Below are 17119 nucleotides of genomic sequence, written 5' to 3'. Positions count from 1 at the left end.
TAATACCATCGGATGCCCCTGGTTAATACTCTATTAACCTCATTCTTCGGGCGCAGTTAAGTAACTCTGTCACTTTATGAACCTGTAGCTTTCTCATCATATTCATCCGATGTGTTTCGACGGTTTTTATACTGATATGTAGTTTTTCGCTGATCCCATGATTGGTATACCCCTCGTCAATAAGTTTAAGAACCTGACGCTCGCGCAAAGTAAGCAGTTGATGATTGGTCGTGTCAGCGTTTAATTCAGCCAGGATAGCTTCCCGATTCAACGTCGGGTCAATGTAACGCTTGTTTACTGCGACTGTTTGCAATGCCGCTAACAGAACTTGCTGACTACTGCTTTTTAAAACATAGCCATTAGCACCTGCGGCTAAAGTTTTAATGGTCATATACTCTTGTTGGTATGCTGTGTAAACCAGAATATTCATTGCTGGCCAACGCTGATGTAATTGAGGAATGATATCCAGGCCATTGATGCCAGGTAAGCTAAGATCAAGGATAAGTATGTCAGGCTCGTATGCGCAACAGGCATTATAAACCTCAAGACCATTTTTAACATGCTCTACAATTTTAAAATGAGGCCAGGGTAATAAGGCATTCATAATGCCGTTAATGATGATTTCATGATCGTCTACTAATAAGATCTTATATTCTTTCATTTTGCTGCCCTCGCGAAAATTAAGATAATATTAAGTAATGGTGTAGTTTTTGAAGATCATACGTATTTTCTGGCGTAAGTCGGTTAGTTCCTCCAGCGCGATGATTTTCCCCATTTTTACGCGATTCTCAATGTCTGTGACATAGCATACCAATTCAGTCTGCCCTATTTGACCTAAACAGCCTTTTAATGTGTGAATTAACTGATCGATTTTTTGTCCAGCCGATACGGCATTTTCAATATCAGCCAGCAAGAGGTCCAGTGATTGGAAAATCTTGCTATTAATGACCATATCATCTGTCGCCAGTAGCGCTGAGCAGCGACTCGGATCCTGCTCCTGTAGCTCTATATTTCGCAAAAGTTGATATTCTGCGGCAATACTGATATAGCGAGCTAAGGTAGCCAACGTCACTGGTTTGGTAATGTAATGATGAATCCCATTTTTTTTACAACGATGAATATCTTCTGTCGCTACGCTAGCGGATAGCGCCACAAACATGCAGTCAGGATCTAAATTATTCGGCTCATCGTGCCATAATTGTACACATTCAATACCATCTATTTCTGGCATTCTAATGTCAATCAGTACTAAATCGAATCGCTGCTGTTGTGATAAAGTCAGAGCCTCGTTACTACTGGCGGCAATAGTGACGTGTTGGCCCAGGCTGACAAGCATTTTGCCGATGATATCCCGATTAATATCGGCATCATCAACCAAAAGAATCTGCAACTGCCAGGGTGGTAACAAATTATTTATTACTGGTATATTTGGTGTACACAATATTAACTGTTGCGCCAGGTCGTAGAGTTTTCCGGGGAAATACAAAAGCTCTGCGTTGAGAAGCGCATTTTGCTGGTGGGGTGGTTCACCGCGTATTCCCCAGCAAGCCAGTTGGCGATGCAGGCAGAACGGCGCTGACAGCGTCCCTTTAATTGGTTGAGGCGGCTGGTATTCTTGTAAGGGTAATACTAGCGAGACACAGGTTCCAACCCCGGGGACACTTTTTAGTGTCAGATTACCGCCCATCATTTTAGCCAGGCTTGACGCAATAGTCAGTCCAATTCCTGTACCTTGCGAATTTGTGTCTGCTTGATAAAAAGCAGTAAAGATTTGAGACTGCTGCTGTATTTCAATCCCTTTACCGCTATCGCTAACCAGAAATATTAATTGTTCCTCATGACGCTTGACCGTCAGACGTATCCCTCCGGTTTCGGTAAATTTTACCGCGTTCCCGAGTAAATTAACCAAAATTTGCCGTAAACGGATACTGTCGGTATGAAAATAGAGAGGGACATGTTGACCGACAAAAGTACGTAATGACAGTTTTTTGCTTTGCGCCGGCCCCTGGATGGTTTGCATAGCCTGGTCCAGTAACGGCAGTAACGCTGTTTCTTCCATATGTAATGTGAAATGACCAGACTCGATGCGTGAAAAATCCAGCAGATTATTAATAATAGCTAACAAAGACAGTGTACAATTCCTGGCGGTATCAGCTAATCCTTGCTGCTCTATGTTTAAAGGGGTGGTTTGTAATAATTCAATCGCACCGAGTACGCCATTCATCGGAGTACGTAACTCATGACTTATTACCGTAAGATGAATGCTTTTACGTTTGTTAGCTTGCTCAGCGCGTTTTTTTGCTTCATTTAGCGCCTGGGTGCGCTCTGCGACTTTGTTTTCCAGATTGTCGTATTGGACTTGTAGAGTATCAAGCAGTTGGTTAAAAGCACCGGCAATACTATCTAATTCATCCAGTCGTTGTGCTGGTAAACGTGTGCTCAGCGGTGCAGTTGCGGTTTTATTAATGACATCGACAAAACGCCATAACGGTTTGGCCAGTGAGCGATGTAGTAACCAGCAAAAAGCCGACGTCATCAACACCAATGCTGTTAATGTAAAGGGGATTTGTTGAAGGATAATTTTTAAGATGCGATTATGTAGATTACCGTATGGGTACAGCGTAACCAGACTCCATCCGGGGCCATGCAAGGTTGTACGTAATATCAGAAATCCGGGAATTTGCTGCCATCCATCATGCAGCGTTACATTTTCTAACTGTGTACGTATTTTTTGCGGGATGTATGAAAACGGCAATAAGTGGTTGTTTTGATCCAGCCATACTCGAATACTATCATCTAATGGTAGGTGGCTCTTGGTAATGAGATCGGGAAGTTTAACCGTCACCCCAAAAAATACGCCTTGCTGATCGGCAACCGCAACGGAAGCGTGCCATCCTTTGCCGTTTATGTATTCTGGTTCACTCCAGTAAAACCCGGCATGGGTTGGGTATAAAGGAAAGCTTTTTCGCGTTAAAGGCTGTAGAGTTGAATAATCTGAAGGGTTATCAGTAGATAATAACGAAATCTCATTTTTATGGTTAAGAATAAAACTATCGCGACGAAAGCTTTTTTCATCGATATCAGAGGACTGCAGAAAGAGACGGTGCTTCTCTCCGTTTAGCGTCGGCGTGCAATTTGAAGGACCGACAGAAAGATGCCGGCTCACCTCAGGGAAAATATCGTTATGATGAATCTCAGACGCTAATGAGCATTGATACATTAAATTTTTAGCGTCACGTTCAGCCTCTTCAAACCGTTGATTGCTTAGTACAATATTCATCTCGGATAGAACGGATAAGTCCTCTATTATATGCTGCCGTTTCTGAACCATTGATATATAAGCTGCGGTAAGCACAGATAGCAGCCAAATAATTATTGTTGTTAATAAAAATAAAAAAGTTAGCCTGATTACTAAAGATGTTTGCAGCGTATTCTTGAGATTGAGCAAATTCATAATGCTTTCCTCCAGTTGCCTGTTGCAAAATCTTTGGCACTTGATCACTATCGCAGTACATATAGTTTCATCAGAAGATTAATCGATGGTGTTATCATTAGGAAGATAAATTTCTTCATATATAACCCAGTCGATGACTACAATTATTTTTTAATAAGGTGGCGATGTAAAAACATCGTAACAGTTTATTTAATGAATAATTTTTCAAATTGTAATTTTTTATGTCAATGCTGAAAGTGTAATTGTGAATTTATCGGAAAATCCGAATGATAGAATCGTCTGTGACAAGGTATATGTAGACAGCATCCTGATATTGTACAAGAAGAGTATAGTCGAAATAAATGTGAATCAGGCTTTTTACGGATGTGGTTGTGAGCGAATTTGATAGAAACTCCCATTTATGTCTGAGGAGGGATTCATGCTGGCAGTTTTAAAAGGCATTCCATTAATTCAGGATATCAAGGCCGAAGGTAATAGCCGATCCTGGATAATGACTATTGATGGACATCCTGCCAGAGGAGAAATTTTCTCAGAAGCATTTTCTATTTCTTTGTTCTTAAATGACCTGGAAAGCTTACCTAAGCCTTGTCTTGCCTATGTGACACTACTGCTTGCAGCACACCCGGACGTCCATGATTATGCTATACAGCTCACAGCGGATGGGGGATGGTTAAACGGTTATTATACCACAAGTAGTAGCTCTGAGCTTATTGCTATTGAGATAGAAAAACACCTGGCTTTAACTTGCATTTTAAAAAATGTAATACGCAATCACCATAAACTTTATTCGGGTGGGGTATAAAATGGTAGTAAATAAACGTTTAATCTTAATTTTACTATTTATACTCAATACAGCAAAGAGTGATGAGTTATCATGGAAAGGTAATGACTTCACCCTTTATGCCAGACAAATGCCATTAGCAGAGGTTTTACATCTGCTCTCAGAGAACTATGATACGGCTATTACTATTAGCCCATTGATAACAGCTACATTTAGTGGAAAAATTCCGCCTGGACCACCGGTCGATATTTTGAATAACCTGGCAGCACAATATGATTTGCTAACCTGGTTTGATGGCAGCATGTTATATGTATATCCTGCATCGTTATTAAAACATCAGGTTATCACTTTCAATATTTTATCTACTGGGCGGTTCATTCATTACTTACGCAGCCAGAATATCCTTTCATCACCGGGATGCGAGGTTAAAGAAATTACCGGTACCAGAGCTGTGGAGGTGAGCGGTGTTCCCAGCTGTCTGACTCGTATTAGTCAATTAGCTTCAGTGCTGGATAATGCGTTAATCAAACGAAAAGACAGTGCGGTGAGTGTAAGTATATACACGCTTAAGTATGCCACTGCGATGGATACCCAATACCAATATCGCGATCAGTCCGTCGTGGTTCCTGGGGTCGTGAGTGTATTGCGTGAGATGAGTAAAACCAGCGTCCCGGCGTCATCGACGAACAATGGTTCACCCGCTACACAGGCATTGCCCATGTTTGCTGCCGACCCACGCCAGAATGCAGTGATCGTTCGTGATTATGCGGCCAATATGGCCGGGTATCGGAAACTCATCACAGAATTAGATCAACGCCAGCAGATGATAGAGATTTCGGTGAAAATTATCGATGTTAATGCTGGAGATATTAACCAGTTAGGCATCGACTGGGGAACGGCAGTGTCGCTGGGTGGCAAGAAAATTGCGTTCAATACAGGTTTGAATGACGGCGGTGCTAGCGGTTTTTCAACGGTAATCAGCGATACCTCAAACTTTATGGTGCGTTTGAATGCCCTGGAAAAAAGCTCTCAGGCTTATGTACTTTCCCAGCCATCTGTGGTGACTTTAAATAATATCCAGGCTGTACTGGATAAAAATATTACTTTCTATACCAAACTGCAGGGAGAAAAAGTGGCTAAACTTGAATCCATCACTACGGGTTCTTTGTTGCGCGTTACACCTCGCTTGTTAAATGACAATGGCACGCAAAAAATAATGCTTAATCTTAATATTCAGGATGGACAACAAAGTGATACGCAAAGCGAAACAGATCCGCTACCCGAAGTGCAAAATTCTGAAATTGCTTCGCAAGCCACATTATTAGCCGGACAGAGTCTATTGCTGGGAGGATTTAAACAAGGTAAACAAATCCACTCGCAAAACAAAATCCCTTTATTGGGCGATATTCCTGTCGTAGGCCATTTGTTTCGCAATGATACGACTCAAGTACATAGTGTAATCAGGCTGTTTTTGATTAAAGCCTCAGTAGTAAATAATGGCATATCTCATGGTTAATCCAAAGAGCTCCTGGAAAATACGTTTTTTAGGTCACATTTTACAAGGCCGGGAAGTATGGCTGAATGAAGGTAACCTGTCACTGGGGGAGAAAGGATGCGATATTTGTATTCCGCTTACTATAAATGAAAAAATTATTCTGAGAGAACAGGCAGATAGTTTATTTGTTGATGCCGGGAAAGCCAGAGTTAGAGTTAATGGCCGCAGATTTAATCCAAATAAGCCGCTACCATCCAGTGGGGTTTTGCAGGTTGCGGGAGTGGCTATCGCGTTTGGTAAACAGGATTGTGAACTTGCTGATTATCAAATACCCGTTTCCAGATCAGGATACTGGTGGTTGGCTGGCGTATTCTTGATTTTCATCGGTGGAATGGGTGTCCTGTTAAGTATTGGCGGTCAGCCTGAAACGGTAAATGATTTACCTTTGCGGGTTAAGTTTTTATTAGACAAAAGCAATATTCATTATGTGCGGGCGCAATGGAAAGAAGATGGAAGCCTGCAGTTGTCCGGTTATTGCGCGTCAAGCGAACAGATGCAAAAGGTGAGAGCGACTCTCGAATCATGGGGGGTCATGTATCGGGATGGTGTAATCTGTGATGACTTATTGATACGAGAAGTGCAGGATGTTTTGATAAAAATGGGTTACCCGCATGCTGAAGTATCCAGCGAAGGGCCGGGAAGCGTGTTAATTCATGATGATATACAAATGGATCAGCAATGGCGTAAGGTTCAACCATTACTTGCAGATATTCCCGGGTTATTGCACTGGCAGATTAGTCATTCTCATCAGTCTCAGGGGGATGATATTATTTCTGCGATAATAGAGAACGGTTTAGTGGGCCTTGTCAATGTTACGCCAATGCGCCGCTCTTTTGTTATCAGTGGTGTACTGGATGAATCTCATCAACGCATTTTGCAAGAAACGTTAGCAGCATTAAAGAAAAAGGACCCCGCTCTTTCTTTAATTTATCAGGATATTGCGCCTTCTCATGATGAAAGCAAGTATCTGCCTGCGCCAGTGGCTGGCTTTGTACAGAGTCGCCATGGTAATTACTTATTACTGACGAATAAAGAGCGTTTACGTGTAGGGGCATTGTTACCCAATGGGGGAGAAATTGTCCATCTGAGTGCCGATGTGGTAACGATTAAACATTATGATACTTTGATTAACTATCCATTAGATTTTAAGTGAGTGGAAAATGACAACTCTGACCCGGTTAGAAGATTTGCTGCTTCATTCGCGTGAAGAGGCCAAAGGCATAATTTTACAATTAAGGGCTGCCCGGAAACAGTTAGAAGAGAACAACGGTAGGTTACAGGATCCGCAGCAATATCAGCAAAACACCTTATTGCTTGAAGCGATCGAGCAGGCCGAAAATATCATCAACATTATTTATTATCGTTACCATAACAGCGCACTTGTAGTGAGTGAGCAAGAGTAAAGTAAAAATATCTTAGAGCCTATCCCACCAGGCGTTAATTGGCGCAGCCAGCCTGGACACGGACAGCGCGCAAAAACCGGAGCGTACACGTAGCACGTGAGGTTTGACTCGCTACGCTCGCCCTTCGGGCCGCCGCTAGCGGCGTTCAAAACGCTAACGCGTTTTGGCGAGCACTGCCCAGGACCAAAATGGCAAGTAAAATAGCCCTAATGGGATAGGCTCTTAGTTAGCACGTTAATTATCTATCGTGTATATGGAGGGGAATGATGATAAAGAAAAAGGCTGCGTTTAGTGAATATCGTGATTTAGAGCAAAGTTACATGCAGCTAAATCACTGTCTTAAAAAATTTCACCAAATCCGGGCTAAGGTGAGTCAACAGCTTGCTGAAAGGGCAGAGAGCCCCAAAAAAAGCAGAGAGACAGAGAGTATTCTTCATAACCTATTTCCACAAGGCGTTGCCGGGGTTAACCAGGAGGCCGAGAAGGATTTAAAGAAAATAGTAAGTTTGTTTAAACAACTTGAAGTACGACTGAAACAACTTAATGCTCAAGCCCCGGTGGAGATACCGTCAGGAAAAACAAAAAGGTAAAGCATAATGTCTTCAGGAAACATCTTATGGGGAAGTCAAAACCCTATTGTGTTTAAAAATAGTTTCGGCGTTAGCAACACTGATACCGGGGGGCAGGATGACTTATCCCAGCAAAATCCGTTTGCCGAAGGGTATGGTGTTTTGCTTATTCTCCTTATGGTTATTCAGGCTATTGCAAACGATAAATTTATTGAAGTCCAGAAGAACGCTGAACGTGCCAGAAATACCCAGGAAAAGTCAAATGAGATGGATGAGGTGATTGCTAAAGCAGCCAAAGGGGATGCTAAAACCAAAGAGGAGGTACCTGAGGATGTAATTAAATACATGCGTGATAATGGTATTCTCATCGATGGTCTGACCATTGATGAATATATGGCTAAATATGGCGATCATGGGAAGCTGGATAAAGGTGGTCTACAGGCGGTCAAAGCGGCTTTGGATAACGATGCCAACCGGAATACCGATCTTATGAGTCAGGGGCAGATAATAATTCAAAAAATGTCTCAGGAGCTTAACGCTGTCCTTACCCAACTGACGGGGCTTATCAGTAAGTGGGGGGAGATTTCCAGTATGATAGCGCAGAAAACGTACTCATGAAAAAAGACCCGACCCTACAACAGGCACATGACACGATGCGGTTTTTCCGGCGTGGCGGCTCGCTGCGTATGTTGTTGGATGACGATGTTACACAGCCGCTTAATACTCTGTATCACTATGCCATGCAGCTTATGGAGGTAAAAGAGTTCGCCGGCGCAGCGCGACTTTTTCAATTGTTGACGATATATGATGCCTGGTCATTTGACTATTGGTTTCGGTTAGGGGAATGCTGCCAGGCTCAAAAACATTGGGGGGAAGCGATATACGCTTATGGACGCGCGGCACAAATTAAGATTGATGCGCCGCAGGCGCCATGGGCCGCAGCGGAATGCTACCTCGCGTGTGATAACGTCTGTTATGCAATAAAAGCGTTAAAGGCCGTGGTGCGTATTTGCGGCGAGGTCAGTGAACATCAAATCCTCCGACTGCGTGCAGAAAAGATGTTACAGCAACTTTCTGACAGGAGCTAAAAATGAATCGAATTCACAGTAATAGCGATAGCGCCGCAGGAGTAACCGCCTTAACACATCATCACTTAAGCAATGTCAGTTGCGTTTCCTCGGGTTCGCTGGGAAAGCGCCAGCATCGTGTGAATTCTACTTTTGGCGATGGCAACGCCACGTGTCTGCTATCAGGGAAAATTAGTCTTCAGGAGGCAAGCAATGCGTTGAAGCAACTGCTTGATGCCGTACCCGGAGATCATAAGCGTCCATCATTGCCTGACTTTTTGCATATCAATCCCACTGTTTTATCAATGATGATGACGTCATTAATACTCAACGTCTTTGGTAATAACGCTCAATCGTTATGTCAACAGCTTGAGCGGGCAACTGAGGTGCAAAATGCATTACGTAATAAGCAGGTAAAGGAGTATCAGGAGCAGATCCAGAAAGCGATAGAGCAGGAGGATAAAGCGCGTAAAGCGGGCATTTTTGGCGCTATTTTTGACTGGATTACCGGCATATTTGAAACTGTGATTGGCGCCTTAAAAGTTGTGGAGGGTTTTCTGTCCGGTAATCCCGCAGAAATGGCTAGCGGCGTAGCTTATATGGCCGCAGGTTGTGCAGGAATGGTTAAAGCCGGAGCCGAAACGGCAATGATGTGCGGTGCTGACCACGATACCTGTCAGGCGATTATTGACGTGGCAAGTAAAATTCAAGTTGGTTGTGAAGTCGTCGCGATGGCACTGGATGTTTTCCAGATTGGTCGTGCTTTTATGGCGACGAGAGGCTTATCTGGCGCAGCTGCAAAAGTGCTTGACTCCGGCTTAGGCGAAGAAATGGTTGAGCGTATGGTAGGTGCAGGGGAAGGAGAAATAGAGGAGTTGGCTGAAAAGTTTGGCGAAGAGGTGAGCGAAAATTTTTCCAAACAATTTGAGGCGATTGAGCGTGAAATGGTTTCGCCGGGCGAGATGGAAGAGGAGTCTGCTGAGTTTTCTCGTAAGGTAGAAAATAATATGACGCGAAGCGCGGGAAAAAGTTTTACGAAAGAGGGGGTGAAAGCCATGGCAAAAGAAGCGGCAAAAGAAGCCCTGGAAAAATGTGCGCAGGAAGGGGGAAATTTTCTGTTAAAAAATTTTCGTAATAAAGTTCTCTGGAATATGTTCAAAAAAATCCTGTATGCCTTACTGAGCGATTGTTCATTTAAAGGCTTACAGGCTATCAGATGTGCAACCGAGGGCGCCAATCAGATGAATACTGGCATGGTTAACGCAGATAAAGCGAAGCTCGAAAAGAAAATAGAGCAATTAATAACTCAGCAACGGTTTCTGGATTTCATAATGCAACAAACGGAAGACCAAAAAAAGATAGAACAAAAACGCTTAGAGGAGCTTTATAAGAGTAGTGGTGCCGCGCTTAGAGATGCATTAGATACCATTGATCACTATAGTAGCGTTCAGGCGAGAATAGCTGGCTGTCGCGCTTAATCTGAGGATAAAAATATGGAAGCGAGTAACGTAGCACTGGTATTACCAGCGCCTTCCTTGTTAACGCCTTCTTCCACTCCATCTCCCTCCGGGGAGGGAATGGGTACTGAATCAATGCTTCTGTTATTTGATAATATCTGGATGAAGCTAATGGAGCTTGCCAAAAAGCTGCGCAATATCATGCGCGACTATAACGTAGAAAAACAACGACTGTCCTGGGAACTGCAAGTCAATGTTTTACAGACGCAAATGAAAACAATTGATGAAGCGTTTAGAGCATCAATGATTACTGCGGGCGGCGCAATATTGTCGGGCGTGTTGACGATAGGATTAGGGGCCGTAGGCGGGGAGACCGGTCTTATAGCGGGTCAAGCCGTAGGCCACACTGCTGGAGGCGTCATGGGCCTGGGGGCCGGTGTAGCGCAACGTCAAAGTGATCAAGATAAAGCGATTGCCGACCTGCAACAAAATGGGTCCCAATCCTATAATAAATCCCTGACGGAAATTATGGAGAAAGCAACTGAAATTATGCAACAAATCATGGGCGTGGGGTCGTCACTGGTTGCGGTTCTTGCTGAAATACTCCGGGCATTAACGAGGTAAACATGGTGCAAGAAATAGAGCAATGGTTGCGTCGGCATCAGGTGTTTACTGAGCCTGCATATTTAGGGGAGACCGCCATATTACTTGGGCAACAGTTTATATTATCGCCTTACCTGGTGATCTATCGTATTGAGGCAAAAGAAATGATTATTTGTGAGTTCAGGCGCCTGACGCCCGGGCAACCTCGACCACAGCAATTGTTTCACTTACTGGGACTTTTACGCGGGATATTTGTGCATCACCCGCAGTTAACATGTTTAAAGATGTTGATAATCACCGACGTTCTGGATGAAAAAAAAGCCATGCTACGCAGGAAATTATTGCGTATCCTGACAGTAATGGGAGCGACCTTTACACAGCTTGATGGCGATAACTGGACAGTTTTATCCGCCGAGCATCTTATCCAGCGACGTTTTTAAATAACCTTCCTGACGTAAATCATTATCACGTGAAAATAACAATCAATAGGTATGATGATGAAAGAAGATCAGAAAAATAAAATACCCGAAGACATTCTGAAACAGCTATTATCCGTTGATCCGGAAAGCGTTTATGCCAGTGGTTACGCCTCATGGCAGGAGGGGGATTATTCGCGCGCCGTAATCGATTTTAGTTGGCTGGTGATGGCCCAGCCATGGAGTTGGCGTGCCCATATTGCATTGGCTGGCACCTGGATGATGCTTAAAGAATACACGACAGCCATTAATTTCTATGGACATGCCTTGATGCTGGATGCCAGCCATCCAGAACCGGTTTACCAAACGGGCGTCTGTCTCAAAATGATGGGGGAACCCGGGTTGGCGAGAGAGGCTTTTCAAACCGCAATCAAGATGAGTTATGCGGATGCCTCATGGAGTGAGATTCGCCAGAATGCGCAAATAATGGTTGATACTCTTATTGCTTAAATAACAGAACGAAATATGAAAATTCATATTCCGTCAGCGGCAAGCAATATAGTCGATGGTAATAGTCCTCCTTCCGATATACAAGCGAAGGAGGCATCGTTTCCTCCCCCTGAAATTCCAGCCCCTGGCACCCCCGCAGCCCCTGTGCTGCTTACGCCTGAACAAATAAGGCAGCAGAGGGATTATGCTATACATTTTATGCAATACACTATTCGTGCGCTGGGCGCGACAGTCGTGTTTGGATTATCGGTTGCTGCAGCGGTAATTTCTGGCGGGGCAGGATTACCCATTGCTATTCTTGCGGGGGCGGCGCTCGTGATTGCTATTGGGGATGCTTGCTGTGCGTATCATAATTATCAATTGATATGTCAGCAAAAGGAGCCGTTACAAACCGCCAGTGATAGCGTTGCTCTTGTGGTCAGTGCGCTGGCCTTAAAATGTGGGGCAAGTCTTAACTGCGCTAACACCCTTGCTAATTGTCTTTCTTTATTAATACGTTCAGGAATCGCTATTTCTTCGTTGGTTATACAACTACAGTTTCCACTGCCCGCCGCTGAAAATATAGCGGCCTCTTTGGACATGGGGAGTGTAATTACCTCCGTTAGCCTGACGGCGATAGGTGCGGTACTGGATTATTGCCTTGCCCGCCCCTCTGGCGACGATCAGGAAAATTCTGTTGATGAACTTTATGCCGATCCCAGTGCGTTATTGGCGGAACAAATGGCATCGCTCTGCCAATCTGCTACTACACCTGCATTAATAGACAGTTCTGGTCATACATCTCAGGGAGAACCATGAAACCTGTTAGCCCAAATGCTCAGGTAGCAGGGCAACGTCCTGTTAACGCGCCTGAGGAATCACCTCCATGTCCCTCATTGCCACATCCGGAAACCAATATGGAGAGTGGTAGAATAGGTCCTCAACAAGGAAATGAGCGGTTATTGGCCGGACTTGCGAAACGAGTGATAGAGTGTTTTCCAAAAGAAATTTTTAGTTGGCAAACGGTCATTTTGGGCGGACAGATTTTATGCTGTTCCGCTGGAATAGCATTAACAGTGCTAAGTGGTGGAGGCGCACCGCTCTTAGCCCTGGCGGGAATTGGCCTTGCTATTGCCATCGCGGATGTCGCCTGTCTTATCTACCATCATAAACATCATTTACCTATGGCTCACGACAGTATAGGCAATGCCGTTTTTTATATTGCTAATTGTTTCGCCAATCAACGCAAAAGTATGGCGATTGCTAAAGCCGTCTCCCTGGGCGGTAGATTAGTCTTAACCGCGACGGTAATGACGCATTCATACTGGAGTGGTAGTTTGGGACTACAGCCTCATTTATTAGAGCGTCTTAATGATATTACCTACGGACTAATGGGTTTTACTCGCTTCGGTATGGATGGGATGGCAATGACCGGTATGCAGGTCAGCAGCCCATTATATCGTTTGCTGGCTCAGGTGACGCCAGAACAACGTGCGCCGGAGTAATCGTTTTCAGGTATATACCGGATGTTCATTGATTTCTAAATTTTGCTATGTTGCCAGTATCCTTACGATGTATTTATTTTAAGGAAAAGCATTATGGATATTGCACAATTAGTGGATATGCTCTCCCACATGGCGCACCAGGCAGGCCAGGCCATTAATGACAAAATGAATGGTAATGATTTGCTCAACCCAGAATCGATGATTAAAGCGCAATTTGCCTTACAGCAGTATTCTACATTTATTAATTACGAAAGTTCACTGATCAAAATGATCAAGGATATGCTTAGTGGAATCATTGCTAAAATCTGAAGTTATTAGCGACGATGTTCGACGGTTGTTGCTGGAAATCATGTTTGCGGGCGTTAACCATAGCCTGATTTCCCAGGTACATGCGATGTTACCAGCGCTAACGGTTATTGTTCCGGATAAAAAATTACAGTTGGTATGTCTGGCATTATTGTTGGCGGGTTTAAATGAGCCGCTAAAAGCCGCAAAAATTTTATCGGATATTGATTTGCCAGAGGCTATGGCGCTGCGTCTGTTATTTCCTGCACCAAATGAGGGGTTTGAAAATTGAATATTTCTGATATGAGCGTAGTGCCTGTAAGCACTCAATCTTATGTAAAGTCCTCTGCAGAACCGAGTCAGGAGCAAATTAATTTTTTTGAACAATTGCTGAAAGATGATGCATCCACCAGTAACGCCAGTGCTTTATTACCGCAGGTTATGTTGACCAGTCAAATGGATTATATGCAGTTAACGGTAGGCGTCGATTATCTTGCCAGAATATCAGGCGCAGCATCGCAAGCGCTTAATAAGCTGGATAGCATGACATGAAGGTTCAGCGTATAGTATTTCTTACTGTCCTTACGTTCTTTCTTACGGCATGTGATGTGGATCTTTATCGCTCATTGCCAGAAGATGAGGCGAATCAAATGCTGGCATTACTTATGCAGCATCATATTGATGCGGAAAAAAAACAGGAAGAGGATGGTGTAACCTTACGTGTCGAGCAGTCGCAGTTTATTAATGCGGTTGAGCTACTTAGACTTAACGGTTATCCGCATCGGCAGTTTACAACGGCGGATAAGATGTTTCCGGCTAATCAGTTAGTGGTATCACCCCAGGAAGAACAGCAGAAGATTAATTTTTTAAAAGAACAAAGAATTGAAGGAATGCTGAGTCAGATGGAGGGCGTAATTAATGCAAAAGTGACCATTGCGCTACCGACTTATGATGAGGGAAGTAACGCTTCTCCGAGCTCAGTTGCCGTATTTATAAAATATTCACCTCAGGTCAATATGGAGGCCTTTCGGGTAAAAATTAAAGATTTAATAGAAATGTCAATTCCTGGGTTGCAATACAGTAAGATTAGTATCTTGATGCAGCCTGCTGAATTCAGAATGGTACCTGATGTACCCGTGAAACAAACATTCTGGATTATGGACGTGATCAACGCCAATAAAGGGAAGGTGGAGAAGTGGTTGATGAAATACCCTTATCAGTTGATGTTATCGTTGACAGGACTGTTAATAGGAGTGGGCATCCTGATCGGCTATTTTTGCCTGAGACGCCGTTTTTGAGCCGACCTGATCCCGAGGTGTTGCAACTTTATCGTTATTTCTGGCAACCTGCTCGTTACGCTGTACCGGAATGGCTTGATAAGCTGGGTTTTCATCCTTCAAACTGCTGGCGTTATGGCGATCGGCCCGAGTTGGATCGTCTTCTTGACAGAGCGTTAAATAGACTAAGGGGAAGCTCTGTTATTCCAGCCTGTTTAAATGACAGGCAAAAACGGCAGGTTCGTCTTGCGCCGCGTATATCGGCATTTGCCTTTGGGCTGGGATTATTCAAACTCAGGTGCAGTGACTATTTTATGCTACCAGAGTATCGGCAATTGCTTCTACAGTGGTTTAGTGAGGATGAGATCTGGCAGCTATATGGTTGGTTGGGGCAAAGAGATGGCAAATTACTTCCTCCGCAAGTGATGCAACAAACTGCATTGCAGATCGGTACCGCCATTCTTAATCGGGAAGCGCATGACGATGCGGTTTTACATGCGCTATTAGTATTATTACCCCCTCCGCAGCGTATACTTTGGCCGAAGACTTCTCTTACCGAGATTATCTTCATGGAGCATTTGCTATGAGTTTCACTTCACTTCCACTGACGGAAATTAACCATAAGCTACCCGCTCGAAATATTATTGAGTCACAGTGGATAACATTACAATTAACTTTATTTGCACAAGAGCAACAAGCTAAGAGAGTTTCACATGCTATTGTGAGCTCCGCTTACCGTAAGGCTGAAAAAATCATCCGAGACGCCTATCGTTATCAGCGTGAACAGAAAGTTGAGCAGCAACAAGAACTAGCGTGGTTGCGTAAAAATACGCTGGAAAAAATGGAAGTGGAATGGCTGGAACAGCATGTAAAACATTTACAAGACGATGAAAATCAATTTCGTTCATTGGTCGATCAAGCAGAGCATCATATTAAAAATAGTATAGAACAGGTTCTGTTGGCCTGGTTCGACCAACAGTCGGTAGACAGTGTTATGTGCCATCGTCTGGCACGCCAGGCTACGGCTATGGCGGAAGAGGGAGCGCTTTATTTGCGTATTCATCCTGAAAAAGAGGCATTGATGCGTGAAACTTTTGGCAAGCGGTTTACGTTGATTATCGAGTCTGGTTTCTCTCCCGATCAGGCTGAACTTTCCTCAACACGATATGCCGTTGAATTTTCACTTTCTCGTCATTTCAACGCGTTACTGAAATGGTTACGTAATGGTGAAGATAAAGGAGGTAGCGATGAATATTAAAATTAATGAGATAAAAATGACGCCCCCTACAGCATTTACCCCTGGTCAGGTTATAGAGGAACAAGAGGTTATTTCGCCTTCAATGTTAGCTCTCCAGGAGTTACAGGAAACGACGGGGGCAGCGCTCTATGAGACGATGGAAGAAATAGGAATGGCGCTGAGTGGTAAACTGCGCGAAAGTTATAAATTCACGGATGCTGAGAAACTGGAGCGCAGACAGCAGGCTTTGCTGCGTTTGATAAAACAAATACAGGAGGATAATGGGGCAACGTTGCGTCCGCTTACCGAAGAGAATAGTGATCCTGATTTACAGAATGCGTATCAAATTATCGCTCTTGCAATGGCGCTTACTGCCGGCGGGTTGTCAAAAAAGAAAAAACGCGATTTGCAATCGCAACTGGATACGCTTACAGCGGAGGAGGGATGGGAACTTGCCGTTTTTAGTTTACTGGAACTTGGCGAAGTGGATACCGCTACGCTGTCCTCGCTGAAGCGTTTTATGCAACAGGCGATAGACAACGATGAAATGCCCTTATCGCAGTGGTTCAGACGCGTGGCAGACTGGCCGGATCGCTGTGAACGGGTCCGTATTTTGCTAAGAGCAATAGCCTTTGAACTTAGCATATGCATCGAACCCTCGGAGCAAAGTCGTTTGGCCGCAGCATTAGTACGTTTGCGTCGTTTGCTGTTATTCCTTGGCCTTGAAAAAGAGTGCCAGCGTGAGGAGTGGATTTGCCAGTTGCCGCCTAATACATTACTGCCGCTACTACTCGATATTATTTGTGAGCGCTGGCTTTTCAGTGATTGGTTGCTTGATAGACTTACCGCTATAGTTTCTTCATCGAAGATGTTCAATCGGTTACTCCAACAACTTGATGCGCAGTTTATGCTGATACCCGATAACTGTTTTAACGACGAAGATCAACGTGAACAAATTCTCGAAACGCTTCGTGAAGTAAAGATAAATCAGGTTTTATTCTGATACCTGGCTTTCAATATT

The 17119-nt window shown here is 43.9% G+C and carries 22 protein-coding genes; 20 read left to right on the top strand and 2 right to left on the bottom strand.

Annotation, left to right across the window (positions count from 1 at the left end):
* Nucleotides 1-22: 22 nt before the first annotated feature.
* Nucleotides 23-661, bottom strand: coding sequence for a two component system response regulator (locus NA330_RS01950; protein WP_000666335.1), 639 nt, complete (start codon nt 659-661; stop codon nt 23-25).
* A 30-nt stretch (nt 662-691) separates the two neighbouring features.
* A complete protein-coding gene (locus NA330_RS01945; RefSeq protein ID WP_023241960.1) occupies nt 692-3454 on the bottom strand; it encodes a two component system sensor kinase in 2763 nt (920 codons plus the stop codon).
* Between the two features lie 400 nt (nt 3455-3854).
* On the opposite strand from NA330_RS01945, the gene spiC reads away from it, so the two are divergent.
* From spiC to ssaL, 20 genes are all read left to right on the top strand, one after another.
* On the top strand, nt 3855-4256 hold the full coding sequence (gene spiC / locus NA330_RS01940; RefSeq protein WP_001562740.1) for an SPI-2 type III secretion system protein SpiC: 402 nt from the start codon (nt 3855-3857) through the stop codon (nt 4254-4256).
* 1 nt (nt 4257) lies between these two features.
* Nucleotides 4258-5751 (top strand): SPI-2 type III secretion system protein SpiA, encoded by a 1494-nt coding sequence (gene spiA, locus NA330_RS01935; RefSeq protein WP_000261286.1) that lies wholly within the window; start codon nt 4258-4260, stop codon nt 5749-5751.
* A complete protein-coding gene (gene ssaD / locus NA330_RS01930) occupies nt 5732-6943 on the top strand; it encodes a SctD family type III secretion system inner membrane ring subunit SsaD (protein WP_023241959.1) in 1212 nt (403 codons plus the stop codon). Before spiA ends, ssaD begins: the two co-directional genes overlap by 20 nt.
* A 7-nt stretch (nt 6944-6950) precedes the next feature.
* Nucleotides 6951-7193 (top strand): YscE family type III secretion system co-chaperone SsaE, encoded by a 243-nt coding sequence (gene ssaE / locus NA330_RS01925; protein WP_000210204.1) that lies wholly within the window; start codon nt 6951-6953, stop codon nt 7191-7193.
* Between the two features lie 263 nt (nt 7194-7456).
* The gene (gene sseA, locus NA330_RS01920; RefSeq protein WP_000972855.1) at nt 7457-7783 is read left to right on the top strand and encodes an SPI-2 type III secretion system chaperone SseA; all 327 of its coding nucleotides are present in this window, start codon (nt 7457-7459) and stop codon (nt 7781-7783) included.
* Between the two features lie 6 nt (nt 7784-7789).
* Complete coding sequence (gene sseB, locus NA330_RS01915; protein WP_000094430.1) at nt 7790-8380, top strand: SPI-2 type III secretion system translocon protein SseB; 591 nt, start codon at nt 7790-7792, stop codon at nt 8378-8380.
* On the top strand, nt 8377-8850 hold the full coding sequence (gene sscA, locus NA330_RS01910; RefSeq protein WP_000711019.1) for a SycD/LcrH family type III secretion system chaperone SscA: 474 nt from the start codon (nt 8377-8379) through the stop codon (nt 8848-8850). The genes sseB and sscA overlap by 4 nt, the downstream gene beginning before the upstream one ends.
* A gap of 2 nt (nt 8851-8852) precedes the next feature.
* The gene (locus NA330_RS01905; protein WP_001079770.1) at nt 8853-10307 is read left to right on the top strand and encodes a type III secretion system translocon protein; all 1455 of its coding nucleotides are present in this window, start codon (nt 8853-8855) and stop codon (nt 10305-10307) included.
* Nucleotides 10308-10322: 15 nt separating this feature from the next.
* Nucleotides 10323-10910: an SPI-2 type III secretion system translocon protein SseD gene (sseD, locus tag NA330_RS01900; protein ID WP_000388331.1), complete on the top strand. Its 588-nt coding sequence runs from the start codon at nt 10323-10325 to the stop codon at nt 10908-10910.
* Nucleotides 10911-10912: 2 nt separating this feature from the next.
* Nucleotides 10913-11329, top strand: a complete 417-nt coding sequence (sseE, locus tag NA330_RS01895) for an LcrR family type III secretion system chaperone SseE (RefSeq protein WP_000249606.1) — start codon at nt 10913-10915, stop codon at nt 11327-11329.
* A gap of 51 nt (nt 11330-11380) precedes the next feature.
* The gene (sscB, locus tag NA330_RS01890; RefSeq protein WP_000979962.1) at nt 11381-11815 is read left to right on the top strand and encodes a SycD/LcrH family type III secretion system chaperone SscB; all 435 of its coding nucleotides are present in this window, start codon (nt 11381-11383) and stop codon (nt 11813-11815) included.
* 15 nt (nt 11816-11830) lie between these two features.
* The gene (sseF, locus tag NA330_RS01885; RefSeq protein WP_023194622.1) at nt 11831-12613 is read left to right on the top strand and encodes a type III secretion systems effector SseF; all 783 of its coding nucleotides are present in this window, start codon (nt 11831-11833) and stop codon (nt 12611-12613) included.
* Complete coding sequence (gene sseG / locus NA330_RS01880) at nt 12610-13299, top strand: pathogenicity island 2 effector protein SseG (protein ID WP_000805837.1); 690 nt, start codon at nt 12610-12612, stop codon at nt 13297-13299. The genes sseF and sseG overlap by 4 nt, the downstream gene beginning before the upstream one ends.
* 93 nt (nt 13300-13392) lie before the next feature.
* Nucleotides 13393-13608 (top strand): type III secretion system needle filament protein SsaG, encoded by a 216-nt coding sequence (gene ssaG / locus NA330_RS01875; protein WP_000350226.1) that lies wholly within the window; start codon nt 13393-13395, stop codon nt 13606-13608.
* Nucleotides 13586-13876 (top strand): EscG/YscG/SsaH family type III secretion system needle protein co-chaperone, encoded by a 291-nt coding sequence (locus tag NA330_RS01870; RefSeq protein ID WP_000444713.1) that lies wholly within the window; start codon nt 13586-13588, stop codon nt 13874-13876. Before ssaG ends, NA330_RS01870 begins: the two co-directional genes overlap by 23 nt.
* Before the next feature lie 11 nt (nt 13877-13887).
* Nucleotides 13888-14136: a SctI family type III secretion system inner rod subunit SsaI gene (ssaI, locus tag NA330_RS01865; RefSeq protein ID WP_023194623.1), complete on the top strand. Its 249-nt coding sequence runs from the start codon at nt 13888-13890 to the stop codon at nt 14134-14136.
* A complete protein-coding gene (gene ssaJ, locus NA330_RS01860) occupies nt 14133-14882 on the top strand; it encodes an SPI-2 type III secretion system apparatus lipoprotein SsaJ (protein WP_000868146.1) in 750 nt (249 codons plus the stop codon). Before ssaI ends, ssaJ begins: the two co-directional genes overlap by 4 nt.
* Nucleotides 14883-14899: 17 nt before the next feature.
* Nucleotides 14900-15448, top strand: a complete 549-nt coding sequence (locus NA330_RS01855) for a type III secretion system domain-containing protein (protein ID WP_001531605.1) — start codon at nt 14900-14902, stop codon at nt 15446-15448.
* On the top strand, nt 15445-16119 hold the full coding sequence (ssaK, locus tag NA330_RS01850) for an SPI-2 type III secretion system apparatus protein SsaK (protein ID WP_000011206.1): 675 nt from the start codon (nt 15445-15447) through the stop codon (nt 16117-16119). The genes NA330_RS01855 and ssaK overlap by 4 nt, the downstream gene beginning before the upstream one ends.
* On the top strand, nt 16085-17101 hold the full coding sequence (gene ssaL, locus NA330_RS01845) for an SPI-2 type III secretion system apparatus protein SsaL (protein WP_077916086.1): 1017 nt from the start codon (nt 16085-16087) through the stop codon (nt 17099-17101). Before ssaK ends, ssaL begins: the two co-directional genes overlap by 35 nt.
* The last annotated feature ends 18 nt before the right edge of the window (nt 17102-17119 follow it).

Source organism: Salmonella sp. NW722 (genome assembly GCF_051702785.1).
GTDB classification, from domain to species: domain Bacteria; phylum Pseudomonadota; class Gammaproteobacteria; order Enterobacterales; family Enterobacteriaceae; genus Salmonella; species Salmonella enterica.
Note: the sequence above shows the minus strand (reverse complement) of the source record. Positions and strands in the feature narration are given on the sequence as shown.